Here is a 16,193-nt window from a genome sequence, read left to right on the forward strand (position 1 = left end):
GGCGGACCACTGCCGTGGGGGCGTCCTACCGGACGGGTCACCTGCCGGTGGGGCATTCTTTTTTTGTCGAAAAAAAGAACCAAAAAACGATTTTTTCACGACGACTGCGGTCGAGTGAAAAAAGGGGCTTTTACGAGGGCTCATCGCTGGAGTGCTTGGGCTTTTTGAACGGCACCGAGTGTCCTAATTTGTCTCGAAGTATCCTTTCGGGCTTCGCCCTGTTGCGATGTTGCAGAAAGATGGTGCGGTTTCTTTGGGGTGCCTCGGTTGTGGGTATGGGTTGGTGCTGTGGCGTTGGGTAACACGGGCGACCGCAGGTCGCCCCTACAAGGAAACACCATTGCACCCATACCAAGCTGACCGTAGGTCAGCGCCCACCCAGCGCCACCGCACCCATCGACGTCCACAATCTAAGGCACCTCAAATGCGTGTTCCCATGTCCCCGTACGACAAACGTGCGGCAGCAAACAGCGTTGGTTCGCGCATTCCACACGATAAGCCGAACGGGTGTGACAAACCCACCCAATAGCACCGCACCCACTCACACCCACCATCCGTATACAATGGGAGCACGTGAGATATTTCGCCACTGGTGGCGAAATTCCACGTGCAAGATTTTTGGTTACTTTGCATCTTTGCAAAGTAACGCCCGCGCGGCGAGCGCCCCCCCACGGCAGTGGAGAAAAAGCCCCTGCGGCATCAGCCCCCACGGGAGTGGGAAAAATCTATCAAAAGAAAATTCCCACAAGGTGAAGCAAATTGCAATTGATTTCCACGGGCGGCTAATAGCGCGCCCCTACAAGGGAATGGGAAAAAGAAAGCCCCTGCGGCAGCAACCCCCACAGAGTGGGAAAAATCTATCAAAAGAAAACGCCCACAGGGTGAAGCAAATTGCAATTGATTTCCACGGGCGGCTAATAGCGCGCCCCTACAAGGGAATGGGAAAAAGAAATCCCCTGCGGCAGCAACCCCCACAGAGTGGGAAAAATCTATCAAAAGAAAACGCCCACAGGGTGAAGCAAATTGCAATTGATTTCCACGGGCGGCTAATAGCCGCCCCTACAAAGGGCGGAGGCGAAGAAAGCCCCTGCGGCAGCAACCCCCACGGAGTGGGAAAAGTCTATCAAAAGAAAACTCCAACAGGGTGAAGCAAATTGCAATTGATTTCCACGGGCGGCTAATAGCGCGCCCCTACAAAGGGCGGAGGCGAAGAAAGCCCCTGCGGCAGCAACCCCCACGGGAGTGGGCAACCTATCAAATAAGAATTACACAGCCAATGGCACATGAAACAAACATTGCAAACGGCTGTCAAACATCCTAAATGATTCCTAAAAACCATATAGACATTTTCAAAAAACCTTGCTATACTTACATTATATTATTACATAGAAACGAGGGTCTGACTATGGGTTTGATTCAAGCAGGCGTGGGAGCTCTAACCAGCACTTTGGCCGACCAATGGAAAGAATATTTCTACTGCGACGCCATCCCCTTGGACACATTGGTGGTGAAGGGGCAAAAAAGCACTTCCAGCAAATCCTCCAACACCAAAGGCAGTGACAACGTGATTTCCAAAGGGTCTGGCATCGCTGTGGCTGACGGGCAATGTATGCTGATTGTGGAACAGGGGCGCATTGTGGAAGTTTGCGCCGAGCCCGGCTTATTCACCTTCGATAATTCCACTGAACCCAGCATTTTTGCTGGTAATTTAGGTGAATCTGTGGTGGAGTCCTTCAAAACCATGGCGCGGCGTTTCACCATGGGTGGAGACGTTGGCAATGACCAACGGGTTTACTACTTCAACATCAAAGAAATCATGGACAACAAATTCGGCACCCCCAATCCTGTGCCCTTCCGCGTGGTGGATGCCAACATTGGGCTGGATATGGACATCGCCATCCGCTGTAATGGCACCTATTCCTATAAAATCATGGACCCTGTGCTGTTTTATGCAAACGTCTGCGGCAACGTGACCCAAAGCTATTCTCGCAGTCAAATTGACGCACAGCTGAAATCTGAATTCCTCTCTGGTTTACAACCCGGTTTTGCCAAGCTGTCTGCCCAAGGTTTGCGCTATAGCGCTCTGCCCGGTTGTACCGTGGAACTGTCTAACGCCATGAACGAAAGTTTGAGCCAACAATGGGCCAAGCTTCGTGGGTTGAATGTGGTCAGTGTGGCCATCAACTCCGTCACCGCCCCCAAAGAAGACGAGGACATGATCAAGGAATTGCAACGCACCGCTGTGCTACGCAACCCTAACATGGCCGCCGCCACCTTGGTGGGTGCCCAAGCTGCCGCCATGGAAACGGCCGCTGGCAACGAAGCTGGCGCCATGATGGGCTTTATGGGCTTGAACATGGCCACCCAAGCTGGGGGTATGAACGCCCAGAATCTATTCAACATGGGGCAACAACCCCAATATCAACAACAAACCCAGCAAGCACCACAACCCCAACAACCCATTGTCCCCCCCACTCCCGATAGTTGGCAATGCGCTTGTGGTCAAGCCAACACCAGTAAATTCTGCCACAACTGTGGACAACCAAAGCCTGCGGCACCTACAGGTTGGGCCTGTGGCTGTGGGGCTGTGAACAAAGGAAAGTTCTGCCCTGAATGTGGCTGTGCCAAGCCAGCAGAAGCCCCTTTATACCGTTGCGACAAGTGTGGTTGGGAACCAGCTGACCCTAAAAACCCACCTAAATTCTGCCCCGAATGTGGGGATGTATTCAACGATGCTGACAAAGTATAAGGAGGGCGCACCATGGCTCAATTATTAGAATATGCCTGTCCGTCTTGTGGCGGTGCCATGTCCTTTGATCCCACGGCGCAAAATGTAAAATGCCCTTTTTGCGACACAGTTTATGAAATGAAGGATTTGCAAGCCTACGATGAGGACTGCAAAGACGACCAAACCGACCAAACCATGGAATGGGAGCTTCCCCCTGAAGACAATTGGCAAGACGGGGAAGCCGATGGTATGCGCGTGTACGTGTGCCAGTCCTGTGGGGGTGAAATTGTAGGCGATGAGACCACAGGTGCCACCACTTGCCCCTACTGCGACTCTACGGTGGTGATGAAAGAGGCGTTTAAGGGCGATTTGCGTCCTGACATCGTCATTCCTTTCCAACTGGATAAAAAAGCCGCCATGGAAGCCATGGCCAAGCACTTCCAAAACAAAACCTTACTGCCTAAGGTATTCAAAGACGAAGCCCATTTGGAGGACATCCAAGGGATTTACGTGCCCTATTGGCTCTTTGATGCAGATGCCAAGGGGGATATGCGCTACAAGGCCACCCGTGTGCGCACATGGCGCTCTGGCAACATCCGCTACACCGAAACCAAGCGCTATAGCGTCCGCCGCAGTGGGTCCTTGGCCTTCAACGCTGTGCCAGCGGACGGTGCTTCCAAAATGCCTGACGATTTGATGGAATCGTTGGAGCCATACGATTTAGACAAGGCTGTGGATTTTCAGACCGCCTATTTGGCTGGGTATCTTGCCAACCGCTACGACGTAACTGCAGAGCAAAGCACCCCACGCATCAACCAGCGCATTCGCATCAGCGTGGAAGAAGCCTTTGCCCAAACGGTCACTGGCTATCACCAAGTTTCTTTGGAGCAAGGCAACGTCAACTTCCACCATGGGAAGGTGCGCTATGCCCTCTACCCTGTGTGGCTGTTGCACACCACATGGAATGGCGAGAAATTCACCTTTGCCATGAATGGGCAAAGCGGCAAATTTGTGGGCAATCTGCCCATGGATAAAGGCGCGTATTATCGTTGGTTCGCTGGGCTACTGGCTGGCACCACTGCCGCCTGTATGATCATCGGCCTGTTGGCTGGCTTGCTGTAAAGGAGGAATGCTATACATGAAAAATAAGATTAACTTCATTTTATTTCCCCTGATTCTCATCGGTGCGCCCCTTGCCATGTATTCCATGATGAATGGTTCCAACCCCTTTGCCACCATTGGTATCGGGATGTTGGTTGGTAGCTTCGTCATCGGTATTGCGGTGGCCTTTGCCGTGACAGGCACCTTCAAGGCTCAACTAAAAAGTGTGTCTGCCCAATCCTCTGCGCGGTATTATGTGGAACAAGGTAGCATGAATTTGACCACTTCCAAAGAACTGTTTTTAGGTTCTCACACCGTCCGACAAGTCATCCAAAACAACAACCATGGTGGCGGTGGCAGAGGCGGTCATCATGGTGGTGGTCATCGTGGTGGCGGTCACCGTGGCGGTGGCGGAAGAGGCCGCCGATAAGTGTCAAAACCATATACAATTTGTATAATATTATCGAATAATTACCATTTGTAAAGAAAACCCACCATCCAACGAAGTTGGATAGTGGGTTTTTTGTTTGCATAAAAGTGTGTACTTATCCCTTTCGCTCACTGGTAAGACCTGCTAGACTGTCTCGCACAGCCAGCTCATTGGACACGCTGGTGAGCACCGTCAGATAGTCGCCTGCTTGGATGACGATGCTCCCATTGGGGGTGAAATCATAATCTCCACGCTTGATGGACACAATCAAACTACAAGAGGGTAAATCCAACTCACGAACCGCCTTACCTTCCATGACCGAGCCGTATTGGACGATGGTTTCCACGAGAATTTTGGTTTTATCCACAGGGTCACTGTGAATGCCACGGCTTTCTAGTAGACTCTCTAGCAACGATTCGTAGACAGGTTTATTGCCCAACTCTTCTGCCACCACATAGGCCACAGCCGACACCAAAATCAAAGGCAACAACTGGCTCAGGGAGCCTGTCATTTCAACCAAAAGCACAATCCCAGTCAGCGGCGCACGGACGATGGCGGTGAAATACCCAGCCATGGCGATGATGACAAAGTTATAAAACAGTGTCTCGTCCAAGGCGGTCATGGGGATGACAATTTTGGCAAAAATCGCCCCAATGGTGGCACCTAGCACCAACAGCGGAAAGAAAATACCGCCCGGTGCGCCTGAGCCAAAGCTGACCATGGAGAAGAAGAATTTCACCACCAACGCCACCACCAAAAAGGTGATGCTGGTGGTCACATTCAACTCTTCAATGATGCTGTGACCGCCACAGAGCACCACCGGAAAGGTCAACCCCAGTACACCTGCGCAGACAAAGGGAATGATCATGCGGATGCGCAAGGGGATGTTTTTCATAGATTTATACACCTTTTGCGCCTTCACCAAGCACAGGTTATACACCACACCAGAGCACCCCAAAATGCAACCTAAAATCAGAAACAGCCAGTAATATGCAATGGGAATAGACTGGGTAATTTCAAAGCTAAATACATTGGTGATGCCAAAAAACACCTTGGAAATAAAGTCGGCTGAGATGGCTGCCACCATGGTGGACAGTAAAATCATAGGCGAAAAATACTTAAAAATCTCTTCCAGTGCAAACATCACCCCAGACAGAGGGGCATTGAACGCCGCCGCCAAGCCTGCGCTGGCACCGCTGGCGATGTAAATCCGACGTTCCGTTTTAGACGTGGCAAAGCGCCGTGAAATCCCTTGCCCCACACAGGCTCCCAGCTGAATAGATGGGCCTTCTCGCCCTAGCGACAGTCCCGAAAGCACCGCCACCGTGCCACCCACCAGTTTTGCCAGCAAGGTTGACAGCCATGTGCCACGGATATGACCCATAATGGTGGCCTTCACCTGTGGGATGCCACTGCCAGAAATCAGGGGATATTGTTCCACCAAGCGCCCAATGAGATACCCTGTTAGCGCCAAGGCCACAAACAGCACAGGCATATACAGGCGGTTGTTCCCCACCCACGCATACAGGGCGAAGCACAATTCCTCTGCCTCAGTGAGCATCAAACGATATAGCACACAAAACAGTCCAGCCACCACCCCAATCAAGGTGGAAATGCCAATAACTCTAGCACTGTGAGATTGGTTACTTTGGCGCACATGAGTTGGTAATTCCATGAAATCGTCTCCTTTTTCTCTTTTCTTTTTATCCCTAGTATAGCACAATTGCTTATAAAAAGGAAAGAGAAAATCCCAAAACATTTGACAAACCACCACTCCAACCGCTATGATAGACTTAATAAAGAATTCCCAGTAGCAAAGGAGCGTGCCTATGCGCATCATCATTTCCCCTGCCAAGAAAATGAACCACGACCCTTATTGCCCTGTGCCAGCCCAGCTGCCTGCCTTTTTAGAGCGAACCCAGCAGCTCAAAGCCACCTTGCAAGCCATGGATGCCCCCGCCTTGCAACAACTTTGGAAGTGCAACGACAGCCTTGCCCAATTGAATGTGGAGCGCCTTGCCACCATGGACTTGACCCATGGGCTGACACCAGCCATTTTCTCCTACGAAGGTATTCAATACCGCTACATGGCACCTTCTGTGATGGAGGAATCACAACTTCACTACATACAAAAACATTTGCGCATTGTCTCTGGATTTTACGGTCTGTTGCGCCCTTTGGACGGAGTTACACCCTATCGTCTTGAACTACAAGCCAAGTTGGCCGTTGGTAACCACAAAAACCTCTACAGCTTTTGGGGCGATACGCTGTCCCACTTGCTAGGCCAAGAAACAGATTGCATCCTCAATTTAGCGTCTAACGAATACAGCCGCGGCATTTTACCCCACCTGCCAGACCATATGACCGCCATCACCTGCACCTTCGCCCAGCAAGTGGGCGAGAAGCTGGTGGAAAAGGGCACCATGTGCAAAATGGCACGAGGACAGATGGTGCGATGGATGGCAGAAAACCACATCACTGCCCCAGACCAGCTCTGTCAATTCGACCAGTTAGACTATCGTTACAGCGATACCCATTCCAGCCCTACCCAATTGGTATTCATCCAAAACACCCCCCAACTTTAAGGAGGCAGTATGGCAACTTTTTTGACTTTTGACCACGTGAGCAAACGGTTTGGACAGGAATCCGTGTTGCAAGACGTGTCCTTCACCCTAGAACAGGGTCAAATTTACGGCATCGTGGGGCGCAACGGCTCTGGGAAAACCGTGATTTTCAAGCTGATTGCTGGCCTGTTGCGTCCAGACAAGGGCGAGATTTTTTGCCAAGGGCAACCCATTTCTCGCACCAATGCCTTTTTGCCTTGGGCTGGGATTTTAATTGAATCCCCTTGCTTTTTGCCCCATTACAGTGGGCTGAAAAATTTGCAAGTGCTCAACAGTTTAAGCCCTCACCCTGTGCCCAAAGCACGACTACAAGAGGTGATGACCCAATTGGGGCTTGACCCCAAAAGCCGCAAGGCCGTCCGCTCTTACTCCCTTGGCATGAAGCAAAAGCTAGGCATTGCCCAAGCCATCATGCACCACCCTTCCCTTCTGATTTTAGACGAACCCATGAACGGGCTAGACGAAAGTAGCGTGGCGCAGGTACGCACTCTGCTCCAAGGGTACAAAGAAAAAGGCACCACCATTTTCCTCTCCTCCCACAATCCTGAGGACATCCACGCCCTGTGTGATGGATTGTTCACCGTGAAAGCAGGTCAGGTGACGGTGCAAAAAGTAGTGACGCCTATGGCAGACGTGGTGGCGCCATGAGGTTTTTGCTCACCGATTGGAAACGGGGGTTCACCGAGCCACGCTTTTTCCTTGCCATGGCCATCAGCCTTGGCTGTGTTGGGATTTCTCTTTGTGTCACTTTGCAAAGCGGCATCACCGACGGGTATGGACTGTTCACCCAGAGCCACAGCCTGATTTTGCCTTTTTGCGCCCCTCTGCTGTGCGCCCTCCCCTATAGCAATATGCAAATGCGAGAAGCGGACACTGGCTTTGACCGCCTGATGGCTCTGCGTTGCAAGCACAAAAGTTGGCTGTTTCGCCGTTTTATCACCAATGGTTTCATCAGCGGTGTCACGGGTGTCATGGGTGGCGCCACTTTGCTGGCGGTGAGCCTTCTCTGGGATACCACCGCCTGCACCACGGAAATTTACCAAGTGTTGGGGCTGAATTTCATCTTCGGCGTTGCCTTTGGCTCCCTATCCTATGGGCTGTGCTTTGTCAACACCCAGCGCTACATCCCGTTGATTGCGCCACAGGTGGGGTATTTGTTCGCTATGTATGCCTGTCCCACTTTGAGATTGAACCAATATTTTCCTCCCCTTGCCTTTGCCCCATGGATTTTGCCCTCCATGTTTGATTTGACCAACATGGTCACCCTTCTTTTGGGTCTGACGGCAGTGGGTTTTGGATTGACGGTGATTGGTCAAGTGCGAAAGGCGGTGGGCGTATGAGAAAGTTTTTGTTCCAACTGTCCACCAGCTTCAACCCTCTGCGCTGGTGTTTGTTTGCCGTAACCATTGCCTTGGTGGCTGTGGTGGAGGTGTATGGGTACATCAACCTATCTGCCTCGGTGGCCATCACCTTTTCCTCTTTTGAAACTGCCTTTGTGATTTTGTCTGACCCCATGGCCCTTGCTTATATTTTCTTGCCACTGTACTTGTTTTTGGTCTGTGGGTTGGCAACCCATGCCCCCTTTGGCACCTTGGCGCTGTTGCGCTATAAAAGTCGTCGCCAGTGGCTTTGCCACAAATGGGGCTTATTGGTGGTGTACACGGCGTTGTTTTTCGGCGGCCTGTTTGCCATGGTGTTTACCATCGCCAGCCAAGCCTTCCCCTATCAAGCCGTCTGGAGTTCAGATTTTATTTTATTACAGGTATCATTGGGGCAAGAAGTGGCAAACTTTATTCATTCCCCTTTGCAAACCATCGGGATGTCTTTACTGGGCGCAGGCCTTTTATACCTATTCGTAGGGGCTGTGGCCATGGTGTGCGGTCTTATGCGTAACAGCGAACCCTTGGCATTGGCTGTCGCTTTGGTGCTGGGTTTAGTCACCGCTGGGGTTTGCAACTATCTCCTCTTCCCCCAACGAAGCCTTGTCGTCCAATCCCAACAAGCCTTGGTGTTTGGACTCTTGTACCTGTTGCTAATGGCGCTGTCCATGGCAATGGTGGGCAAAGTGGATTTGCAATTTGCAAAGAAAGGATAGATGCCATGAAAACACTGCTAAAACTAGGCTTGGTGGCTGTGGTCACAGCTCTGTGCCTCTATCTATCCATCGGTGCCATCCAAAGCCATTTACGCTTGGCCACGGAGCAGGAGCGTTCCCTTGCAGATTTGCTGGCGCAACAGCAACTCCAGTCCCAATTGGCCGCCGCGTCCGCCATTGTGGAACAGGAGTCAGAAGCCCAAAACCTTGTCATCGAACAAGCGGAGGTGGAACTCAAAGAGCCCACCATCGAGCCAGAACCTGCAGTAGAGACTGATGTAGAAGAGGTTACCCCAGAAGATGTAGAAACGGAAGTCTCCCCCCAGACGATACGGTTGACCCCCCCACCATCACCTACACGGAGGCCTTGGATTTAGAGCAAATTGACGATGTGGAAGGGTATTTAATCGCCCACTATTTCCTCAATGGCTACGACTATGCCGCCGCTGAAGCTGACCCCACTTTAAAGGCAGAAAAAGAGCTAGCCTGTGCCATGGAAGCTTATGTCATTGACACTGTGGAAACCCTGACAGGCTTGACCGATGTGCTCTCCAGCTTAGATTTAGTCCAAACCCAAGCCATCCATACTGAAATGCTGGCCTTGCAGAGTGAATTCCAAGCCACCTATGGCGATTTGGCTGGGGATGCAAAATTCGGTGCCATTTATGACGCCACCGACAACTATTTCACCCAAGCCACCGCCTTGACCGCCATCGCTGTGACTCTGCTCAGCGATATGACCGCCTCTACCAATTCTATTTTGGCCTTGAGCGTATTGTTCAAAGAAGTGGATAACCAGCTTTACCCTCAAATTGATGTGGTGCTAGACGCTGTGTTCACCATGAAGGAATTGACCAACGCCATCTACCTGCAAAACACCAATGCCACCATGATCAGCAAAGAAGATGCCCAGATTCTAGTGGCAGAATTAGAAACCGTGATGCTCACGTGGTAAAAAAACACAACGGCACCTGTATTTTAACGGAAATACCGTTAAAATACAGGTGCCGTTTTATGACTGTGCTTTAATATTCTCAGAGGTGAGGATATGTATAAACATTTAAGAGCCATGCACGAAGACCGAGATTTGAACCAAACGCAAATGGCAGAATTGCTTTGTGTGGCGCAGACCACGTATTCAGATTACGAACGTGGTATTATTAACATTCCTGTGGGAATTTTAAAGCAACTGGCAGAGCATTTTAATACCAGTGTAGATTATTTGCTTGATATGACCGAGGAAACAAAACCGTATCCAAGAAGAAAAGAGTGATTTTTAACACGTTGCAATACTTTGTATAAGATTAAGGTGAGGTGGCTGATGGAATGGTAGATTATAGTCCTCTTTGGGCAACTATTGAGGCCAACGGTGTGTCACAATATCAGCTATTAAAAGCAGGTATTGACAATAAAACCTTAGATTCTTTGAAGAAAAACAAGAATATTACCATGTTAACATTGGAAAAATTATGTACCATCATTGGTTGCACACCGAATGATGTGGTGCGATTTATAAAAAACAAATAAGAGGCTGTGACGCAATGCGGACCTCTTTGTGAAATCTGACAACACAAGCGTAGGGAACGGTGTTTGCCCGTTCCGCTTTCCCACACAAATTATGTCATGGGGAGCGGAATGGTCAAGACCATTCCCTACGTTTTTTCTGTTTTGTTGTGCAATTTTACAATTGTGTCACAGCGCCTTATTTATACAATTTATTTGCCCAGATATTGTTCCAAAGCGGCCACAAGCAAGGTGTGGTCTTGGAAATGAGGCAGGCCAGACACGCACACAGAGCCGATGACGGCACCGTCTTTCATGCGAATTGGGAACCCACCGCCCACGGCGGCATAGTGTTCAAAGGGCATCAAGGCGCTCTCTTGGGTACGACCCAAGGCTAAAAGCCAAGCATACATCCGCAAAGAGCTCCATTCCTTAGCTTCCACAGTGCGACGCTTGTTGGCTAAGAAGGTGCCGTTGTTCACACCAGTGCCATCGGGGAAAAAGCTGAATTTGCAGTGTCCATTGATATAAATCTCAATAGCAACAGGGGCAAAGTTTGCAAATTGCGCCACAATGCACTTGCCTAGTTCAAAGGCCTCATTGTTGGAAAAATGGTCAAAGCACAGGCGGCTTTCTTCTTCGATAATCACATCTAACAGGGCTTGCGCTTCCATCTCTTGGTATACTTTCATGTGTTAAACTCCCATCTCATATTGATAATCCCACTATACCTGTTCCGCAAGTGGTTGTAAATGGTCTGCGGATATTTTCTTTGTTTTTCCACACAATCACCAAGAAATAATGGCATTTTTATGCAACTTGCCCTTTAGAACAAACCTTCTGCCATCATGGTGCCAGCGATTTTTTCAAAGGCGGCAATGTTTGCACCTGCCACCAAATCACTGCCAAGGTCATAGCGCTTGGCGGCATTGAGGGCGCTGTCGAAAATTTCACCCATGACACGCTTGAGATGTTGGTTCACCTCTTTGTCACTCCATTCGTAACGGACAGAGTTTTGCGCCATTTCCAGTGCAGACACGGCCACACCGCCACAGCCAGCAGACTTGGAGCTAGCGCACAGCATGGTCTTGCAACCACGGAGCATGGCCATGGCCTGACGCGTGGCAGGCATATTGGCGCCTTCCACATAATAGGCCACGTCGTTGTTGATCAACGCTTGGGCATCTGCCACATCTAGCTCGTTTTGGGTGGCGCAAGGCATGGCAATGTCTGCCACCACGCCCCAAGGGCGCTGATTGGGATAAAACTTCACGCCAAATTTCTCAGCATAGGGTTCCACTTTATCTGCGCCACTCTGGCGCATTGCAATCAAATAATCCAGCTTTTCCTTGCCCACAACCCCATCTGGGTCGTACACATAGCCATCGGGGCCAGAGATGGTCACCACCTTGCCCCCCAGCTTAGAGACTTTGCGGCACACGCCCCATGTCATGTTGCCAAAGCCAGAGGCAATGATGGTTTTATCCTCAATGGTGGTGCCGTTTTGCTCTAGCATTTTTTCAAGGAAGTACACAGCACCATAGCCTGCCGCCTTTTGGCGAATGAGACTACCGCCATAGGTGGTGCCTTTGCCGGTCAGCACCCCACGCTCAGCACGACTAGTCAGGCGCTTGTATTGGCCATATAAATAACCAATTTCCCGTTGCCCCACACCAATGTCACCAGCAGGCACATCGGTATCAGCGCCGATGTGACGGTACAGCGCCGTCATAAAGGCTTGGCAAAAGCGCATGATTTCGCGCTCACTTTTCCCACGGGGATCAAAGTTGGCTCCGCCAGCGCCACCACCGATGGGCAGGCCTGTCATGGCATTTTTATAGGTTTGCTCAAAGCCCAAGAACTTCACCACGCTGGCATTGACTTGGGGCTGAAACCGCAGACCGCCCTTATAAGGGCCAATGGCGTTATTAAACTGGACACGATAGCCCACATTGGTGTGCGCCATGCCTTGGTCATCCGCCCAAGAAACACGGAAGGAATACATCTTGTCTGGCTCCACCATACGGGTCAGCAAATCCATTTTTTCAAACTCTGGATGGGCGTCCACCACAGGGCGCACCAAGTCAATCCAATCTAGGGTTGCTTGTAAATATTCAGGCTCATTTTGGTAGTTGGCGGTTAACTCCGCCACCACGCGTTCCACATAGTTCATCTCTGCCCTCCTTATACCAAGCCGTAGGCCAGCATGGAGTCAGCCACCTTGCGGAAGCCAGCAATGTTTGCCCCAGCCACATAGTTGCCTTCCATGCCAAATTCAGCGGCGGCTTCGGCAGAGCTGGTGTAAATGCCCTTCATAATGTCTTTGAGCTTTTCATCCACTTCTTCAAAGGTCCAAGAATAGCGCATGGAGTTTTGGCTCATTTCCAGTGCAGAGGTTGCCACGCCACCAGCGTTGGCAGCCTTGGCTGGACCAAATTGCACGCCACTGAGCAAGAAAGCGGTGACCGCTTCTGGGGTGCAAGGCATATTGGCACCTTCAGCAACCGCAATACAGCCGTTGGCAATCAAAGTTTTGGCAGCAGCTTCGTTTAGCTCATTTTGGGTGGCGCAAGGCAGGGCAATGGTGCAAGGCACATTCCACACCCCAGCACAGCCTTCGTGATACTCCGCTTCAGGGTGGGCTTTTACATATTCGCTGATGCGCTTGCGTTCCACTTCTTTGAGCTGCTTCACCAGAGGCAGGTCAATGCCGTTTTTGTCGTAAATATAACCGCTAGAGTCAGACATGGTCACCACTTTACCACCCAGTTGGGTGGCTTTTTCGCAGGCGTAAATGGCCACGTTACCAGACCCAGACAAACAGACAGTGGCGCCGTCAAAGGACTTGCCCTTGGCCTCTAACATATTTTGGGTGAAGTAACACAAGCCGTACCCAGTGGCTTCGGTGCGCACCAAGCTACCGCCGTAGGTAAGGCCTTTGCCTGTCAGCACGCCAGTAAACTCGTTGCTCATGCGCTTATATTGCCCAAAGAGATAGCCGATTTCACGACCGCCCACCCCGATATCGCCAGCAGGCACGTCGGTGTCAGGGCCGATATATTTGCACAGTTCGGTCATGAAGCTTTGGCAAAAGCGCATCACTTCCGCGTCAGACTTGCCCTTGGGGTCAAAGTCAGCGCCACCTTTGCCGCCACCGATGGGCAGACCTGTCAGGCTATTTTTGAAGATTTGTTCAAAACCCAAGAATTTAATAATACCTTCGTACACGCTGGGATGGAACCGCAGCCCACCCTTGTAAGGGCCGATGGCGCTGTTAAATTGAACGCGGAAACCACGATTGACATGGTAGTTCCCTTGGTCATCTTCCCAAGGCACTCTAAACTTGATGATACGCTCTGGTTCAACCAAGCTTTCCAAAACCCCTTCTTTCACATAGGCAGGATGGGCTTCTACCACAGGCTCTAGAGATTCCAACACCTCACGCACTGCTTGGTGGAATTCGGGTTCTGCTGGGTTGCGACGCTCCACACGCTCCATCAACCCCAGTAAATACTCGTTTTTCACATTCATGGTCAATTCTCCTCGTTTCTATTGTGCCACACTCTTTTCTAAATAAGGTGTAGGACTTATATCATACACTATATAAGTAGTACCATTCAAGTATGAAATTTCAATTTTTTGAAACTTTGGTGAAACCACTGGTATTGGGGTTAATTTTTTATTTAAAGTGATAAACTTATTAGTCGCAACTACCAAAAAACTATAGAGGCTGTGACGAGATGAAATCTTCGTCACAACCTCTATAGTTTTTCTTATTTGGTTTCCATATAGTCACGGTTGACCCAGTCTCATTCACTGTTGAAGGGCTTTCCCTTTTCAAAAGCTACGATATTGCGGTAACAATATTGCACCATGTTCACGTCGTTATCACGGGTATTGCCCCCTGCATGGGCAGAAGCACTGACGTTGGGCAATTGGAGCAGTGGATGGTCTGGGGCAGTGGGCTCTTGGTTGAAATTATCCATGCCAGCGCCCAAAATGGAGCCATTTTCCAAGGCTTCCACCAAGGCGGTCTCATTGACGATGGGACCACGGGCGGTGTTGATTAAAATGGCGGTGGGCTTCATGAGAGAAAGCTCTTTTTTGTCAATCAAATCCACAGTATCGGCCTTGAGGGGACAATGAACGGTGACAATATCTGCGGTTTTCAGCAAGGTTTCCATGTCCACAAATCCATAGCCAAATTGGGCTTCTTGGGCGCTTTGGCGCTCAATGTCGTAATAAATTACCTCTGCACCCATGGCGGTCACCAGTTTTGCCACGATTTTACCGATGTTGCCAAGGCCGATGATACCCACAGTCTTCCCTTCGATCATATAAGAACGACCGAAAAATTCGCTTTTTGGCCATTTTCCACGGGTTAAATTGCGGTTAATGGCAATCAAATTACGATACACACTGAGCATGTGCATCAGCGCCAATTCTGCCACAGGCCGTGCGTTGACACCGGGGCAGGACGTGACGGGAATGCCCATCTCTGCTGCCAATTTGATGTCGCAATCGTCAAAGCCAGCCCCCCACTTTTGAAGCAACTTTAAATTGGGGGCGGCGGTGAACACTTCGCTGTCAACCGCCAAGCGGTTGATGATATAGCTGACATCTTTGAGCTTGTGATAGTCGTCTTTTGAGGCGATAAACTCCACTTCGTACCCCTCAGGCACATTGGCCAGCAAGGCTTCTTTGGCGCCATCAAAATACACACCAGTGAGGGCAATTTTAATCATCAGTCCATCACTCCGATTTCTTGATAATAGCGGATGGCACCGTCATGTAGGGGCACGCCAGCCAAATCGGTGACGGCATCCTCCACCTTCAAACCTGCCAGAGCAGGGGTGGTGACGGCCAAGTCTTCAATGTTTTCCCAGAACACTTTGGTCATTTCATACACAGCGTCGTCGTCCACGCTGGCATCGGTGCAAATGGTCAGCTTGACGGCGGTGGTGAGCACGTCTTCATCTTGCCCTTCATAGGTGCCAGCAGGAATGGTATAGGCGGCATACCAAGGATAAGATTCTTGCAAGCTGGCAATCAAATCAGCCTCGATACCGATGACTTTACCGCCAGCGGTGGCTGTGACTTCGGTGACAGCGGCCGTGGGCAAACCTGCCATAATCCATGCGCCGTCCAATTGTTGGTTGCGAATCAGGTCGACCGCTTCGGTGAAGCCCACGTATTGGGCTTTGATATCGTCGGGATAGTTCAGCCCCATTTGGGTCAAGTGGATGTTGGTTTCCACTTCCCCTGTGCTACCAGAGGCACCGGGGGCAAAGTTTTTACCCACCAAATCAGACAGGGATTCAATGCCACTGTTTTCAGCAACCACGATTTGGTTGGGGTTATAATACAGCCCAGCCAACACACGCAAATCTTCGTTGGCACGGCCTTCAAAGGTGCCAGTGCCAGTGTAGCTTTCATACAAAATACTGGTGATGGCAACCCCCATTTGGGCATCGCCGTCGGCAATGAGATTCAAGTTGTCCACACCGCCATTCGACGCTTGGGCACTGGCTTTCACCGTTTCAATCTCGGTGTTCCACAGGTTTGCAATGGCACTACCCATGGGGTACACGGTGCCCGTGGTGGAGGCGGTGGGGAAGTTGATGGAAACGGTTTCGCTTTCACCGCTGGAACAAGCGGTGAGAGAGGCCATGAGCATCACAGATGCCAAGATGAGGGCTAGCTTTTTCATAA

Annotated in this window: 18 protein-coding genes; 12 read left to right on the plus strand and 6 right to left on the minus strand. The window is 50.5% G+C overall.

Features of this window, described 5'->3' with window-relative positions:
* The first annotated feature begins 749 nt into the window (after positions 1-749).
* From RFF05_RS06325 to RFF05_RS06340, 4 genes are all read left to right on the plus strand, one after another.
* Positions 750-1,148, plus strand: a complete 399-nt coding sequence (locus RFF05_RS06325) for a hypothetical protein (RefSeq protein ID WP_409969521.1) — start codon at positions 750-752, stop codon at positions 1,146-1,148.
* 257 nt (positions 1,149-1,405) lie between these two features.
* Positions 1,406-2,749 carry an SPFH domain-containing protein gene (locus tag RFF05_RS06330; RefSeq protein ID WP_409969522.1) on the plus strand — a complete coding sequence of 448 codons (1,344 nt, stop codon included), beginning with the start codon at positions 1,406-1,408 and terminating at the stop codon, positions 2,747-2,749.
* A gap of 12 nt (positions 2,750-2,761) precedes the next feature.
* Positions 2,762-3,850 (plus strand): hypothetical protein, encoded by a 1,089-nt coding sequence (locus RFF05_RS06335; RefSeq protein ID WP_409969523.1) that lies wholly within the window; start codon positions 2,762-2,764, stop codon positions 3,848-3,850.
* A 16-nt stretch (positions 3,851-3,866) separates the two neighbouring features.
* A complete protein-coding gene (locus RFF05_RS06340) occupies positions 3,867-4,259 on the plus strand; it encodes a hypothetical protein (protein WP_409969524.1) in 393 nt (130 codons plus the stop codon).
* 115 nt (positions 4,260-4,374) lie between these two features.
* On the opposite strand, the gene RFF05_RS06345 is transcribed toward RFF05_RS06340, so the two are convergent.
* Complete coding sequence (locus RFF05_RS06345) at positions 4,375-5,934, minus strand: ClC family H(+)/Cl(-) exchange transporter (protein ID WP_409969525.1); 1,560 nt, start codon at positions 5,932-5,934, stop codon at positions 4,375-4,377.
* 154 nt (positions 5,935-6,088) lie between these two features.
* Here RFF05_RS06345 and yaaA point away from each other — a divergent pair, with 154 nt between their 5' ends.
* The 8 genes from yaaA (at position 6,089) to RFF05_RS06385 (ending at position 10,505) form a co-directional block, all read left to right on the plus strand.
* The gene (yaaA, locus tag RFF05_RS06350) at positions 6,089-6,844 is read left to right on the plus strand and encodes a peroxide stress protein YaaA (protein ID WP_409969526.1); all 756 of its coding nucleotides are present in this window, start codon (positions 6,089-6,091) and stop codon (positions 6,842-6,844) included.
* Between the two features lie 9 nt (positions 6,845-6,853).
* Positions 6,854-7,531 (plus strand): ABC transporter ATP-binding protein, encoded by a 678-nt coding sequence (locus tag RFF05_RS06355; protein ID WP_409969527.1) that lies wholly within the window; start codon positions 6,854-6,856, stop codon positions 7,529-7,531.
* On the plus strand, positions 7,528-8,223 hold the full coding sequence (locus RFF05_RS06360) for a hypothetical protein (RefSeq protein ID WP_409969528.1): 696 nt from the start codon (positions 7,528-7,530) through the stop codon (positions 8,221-8,223). Before RFF05_RS06355 ends, RFF05_RS06360 begins: the two co-directional genes overlap by 4 nt.
* On the plus strand, positions 8,220-8,978 hold the full coding sequence (locus tag RFF05_RS06365) for a hypothetical protein (protein WP_409969529.1): 759 nt from the start codon (positions 8,220-8,222) through the stop codon (positions 8,976-8,978). Before RFF05_RS06360 ends, RFF05_RS06365 begins: the two co-directional genes overlap by 4 nt.
* A 5-nt stretch (positions 8,979-8,983) precedes the next feature.
* On the plus strand, positions 8,984-9,355 hold the full coding sequence (locus tag RFF05_RS06370; RefSeq protein ID WP_409969530.1) for a hypothetical protein: 372 nt from the start codon (positions 8,984-8,986) through the stop codon (positions 9,353-9,355).
* Positions 9,346-9,933, plus strand: a complete 588-nt coding sequence (locus tag RFF05_RS06375; protein ID WP_409969531.1) for a hypothetical protein — start codon at positions 9,346-9,348, stop codon at positions 9,931-9,933. Before RFF05_RS06370 ends, RFF05_RS06375 begins: the two co-directional genes overlap by 10 nt.
* Before the next feature lie 93 nt (positions 9,934-10,026).
* The gene (locus RFF05_RS06380) at positions 10,027-10,251 is read left to right on the plus strand and encodes a helix-turn-helix domain-containing protein (protein WP_409969532.1); all 225 of its coding nucleotides are present in this window, start codon (positions 10,027-10,029) and stop codon (positions 10,249-10,251) included.
* A 53-nt stretch (positions 10,252-10,304) separates the two neighbouring features.
* On the plus strand, positions 10,305-10,505 hold the full coding sequence (locus tag RFF05_RS06385) for a helix-turn-helix domain-containing protein (RefSeq protein WP_409969533.1): 201 nt from the start codon (positions 10,305-10,307) through the stop codon (positions 10,503-10,505).
* Between the two features lie 188 nt (positions 10,506-10,693).
* Here RFF05_RS06385 and RFF05_RS06390 read toward each other — a convergent pair whose 3' ends face one another.
* From RFF05_RS06390 to RFF05_RS06410, 5 genes are all read right to left on the minus strand, one after another.
* A complete protein-coding gene (locus tag RFF05_RS06390; RefSeq protein WP_409969534.1) occupies positions 10,694-11,173 on the minus strand; it encodes a heme-binding protein in 480 nt (159 codons plus the stop codon).
* A gap of 134 nt (positions 11,174-11,307) precedes the next feature.
* On the minus strand, positions 11,308-12,654 hold the full coding sequence (gdhA, locus tag RFF05_RS06395) for an NADP-specific glutamate dehydrogenase (protein ID WP_409969535.1): 1,347 nt from the start codon (positions 12,652-12,654) through the stop codon (positions 11,308-11,310).
* Between the two features lie 11 nt (positions 12,655-12,665).
* Entirely contained in the window at positions 12,666-14,012 is a 1,347-nt protein-coding gene (gdhA, locus tag RFF05_RS06400) for an NADP-specific glutamate dehydrogenase (protein WP_409969536.1), read from the minus strand.
* A gap of 278 nt (positions 14,013-14,290) precedes the next feature.
* The gene (locus RFF05_RS06405) at positions 14,291-15,226 is read right to left on the minus strand and encodes a 2-hydroxyacid dehydrogenase (RefSeq protein ID WP_409969537.1); all 936 of its coding nucleotides are present in this window, start codon (positions 15,224-15,226) and stop codon (positions 14,291-14,293) included.
* The gene (locus RFF05_RS06410) at positions 15,226-16,191 is read right to left on the minus strand and encodes a TAXI family TRAP transporter solute-binding subunit (RefSeq protein WP_409969538.1); all 966 of its coding nucleotides are present in this window, start codon (positions 16,189-16,191) and stop codon (positions 15,226-15,228) included. The genes RFF05_RS06405 and RFF05_RS06410 overlap by 1 nt, the downstream gene beginning before the upstream one ends.
* Positions 16,192-16,193 lie beyond the last annotated feature (2 nt).

This window comes from Bengtsoniella intestinalis, from assembly GCF_039719005.1.
Taxonomy (GTDB): Bacteria; Bacillota; Clostridia; order Oscillospirales; family Oscillospiraceae; genus Oscillibacter; species Oscillibacter intestinalis.